The sequence below is a fragment of the Streptomyces sp. NPDC057002 genome (assembly GCF_042673825.1).
Classification (GTDB): Bacteria; Actinomycetota; Actinomycetes; order Streptomycetales; family Streptomycetaceae; genus Streptomyces.
Window position 1 is genome coordinate 1 of sequence record NZ_JBHURZ010000019.1, and the last position, 2079, is coordinate 2079.

At 52.6% G+C, this 2079-nt stretch carries 2 tRNA genes and 2 rRNA genes; all 4 read right to left on the reverse strand.

The features are described 5' to 3' along the window. Positions 1 to 577, reverse strand: a 16S ribosomal RNA gene (locus ACFT32_RS43480); the annotation flags it as partial. A 166-nt stretch (positions 578 to 743) separates the two neighbouring features. Further along, a tRNA-Ala gene (locus ACFT32_RS43485) sits at positions 744 to 819 on the reverse strand. Between the two features lie 14 nt (positions 820 to 833). Further along, positions 834 to 910: transfer RNA gene (locus ACFT32_RS43490), tRNA-Ile, on the reverse strand. Between the two features lie 101 nt (positions 911 to 1011). Then, positions 1012 to 2079, reverse strand: a 16S ribosomal RNA gene (locus ACFT32_RS43495); the annotation flags it as partial.

Consider the following 2079-nt stretch of genomic DNA (forward strand, 5'->3'; position numbering starts at 1 on the left):
CGCCCAATAATTCCGGACAACGCTTGCCACCTACGTATTACCGCGGCTGCTGGCACGTAGTTAGCCGTGGCTTTCTGGTTAGGTACCGTCAAGGTACCGCCCTATTCGAACGGCACTTGTTCTTCCCTAACAACAGAGCTTTACGATCCGAAAACCTTCATCACTCACGCGGCGTTGCTCCGTCAGACTTTCGTCCATTGCGGAAGATTCCCTACTGCTGCCTCCCGTAGGAGTCTGGGCCGTGTCTCAGTCCCAGTGTGGCCGATCACCCTCTCAGGTCGGCTACGCATCGTCGCCTTGGTGAGCCGTTACCTCACCAACTAGCTAATGCGCCGCGGGTCCATCTGTAAGTGGTAGCCGAAGCCACCTTTTATGTCTGAACCATGCGGTTCAAACAAGCATCCGGTATTAGCCCCGGTTTCCCGGAGTTATCCCAGTCTTACAGGCAGGTTACCCACGTGTTACTCACCCGTCCGCCGCTAACATCAGGGAGCAAGCTCCCATCTGTCCGCTCGACTTGCATGTATTAGGCACGCCGCCAGCGTTCGTCCTGAGCCAGGATCAAACTCTCCGATAAAGTAGTTTGACTGACTACGCACATCGCTGTGCGATTTATTAAAAACTTTGAATTAACAGGTACGTTTTGTCTTGTTTAGTTTTCAAAGATCATTTTTGTTCACTTTCTCAAGCAACTTTTTAAGTATATAATAAGTTTCTCTTAAAGTCAACATGTTTTTTATAAATGGTGGAGCCTAGCGGGATCGAACCGCTGACCTCCTGCGTGCAAAGCAGGCGCTCTCCCAGCTGAGCTAAGGCCCCGTATTGGGTAAAGATGGTGGGCCTGAGTGGACTCGAACCACCGACCTCACGCTTATCAGGCGTGCGCTCTAACCAGCTGAGCTACAGGCCCATCTTAACTTATTCAAGGAACAAAGTTCCTTCAAAACTAAACAAGACAGGGAACGTTCTGTTTATAAGACCCAAGGTCTTATATTCCGTTTAAATCCTTAGAAAGGAGGTGATCCAGCCGCACCTTCCGATACGGCTACCTTGTTACGACTTCACCCCAATCATCTGTCCCACCTTCGGCGGCTGGCTCCTAAAAGGTTACCTCACCGACTTCGGGTGTTACAAACTCTCGTGGTGTGACGGGCGGTGTGTACAAGGCCCGGGAACGTATTCACCGCGGCATGCTGATCCGCGATTACTAGCGATTCCAGCTTCACGCAGTCGAGTTGCAGACTGCGATCCGAACTGAGAACAGATTTGTGGGATTGGCTTAACCTCGCGGTTTCGCTGCCCTTTGTTCTGTCCATTGTAGCACGTGTGTAGCCCAGGTCATAAGGGGCATGATGATTTGACGTCATCCCCACCTTCCTCCGGTTTGTCACCGGCAGTCACCTTAGAGTGCCCAACTGAATGCTGGCAACTAAGATCAAGGGTTGCGCTCGTTGCGGGACTTAACCCAACATCTCACGACACGAGCTGACGACAACCATGCACCACCTGTCACTCTGCCCCCGAAGGGGACGTCCTATCTCTAGGATTGTCAGAGGATGTCAAGACCTGGTAAGGTTCTTCGCGTTGCTTCGAATTAAACCACATGCTCCACCGCTTGTGCGGGCCCCCGTCAATTCCTTTGAGTTTCAGTCTTGCGACCGTACTCCCCAGGCGGAGTGCTTAATGCGTTAGCTGCAGCACTAAGGGGCGGAAACCCCCTAACACTTAGCACTCATCGTTTACGGCGTGGACTACCAGGGTATCTAATCCTGTTCGCTCCCCACGCTTTCGCTCCTCAGCGTCAGTTACAGACCAGAGAGTCGCCTTCGCCACTGGTGTTCCTCCACATCTCTACGCATTTCACCGCTACACGTGGAATTCCACTCTCCTCTTCTGCACTCAAGTTCCCCAGTTTCCAATGACCCTCCCCGGTTGAGCCGGGGGCTTTCACATCAGACTTAAGAAACCGCCTGCGAGCCCTTTACGCCCAATAATTCCGGACAACGCTTGCCACCTACGTATTACCGCGGCTGCTGGCACGTAGTTAGCCGTGGCTTTCTGGTTAGGTACCGTCAAGGT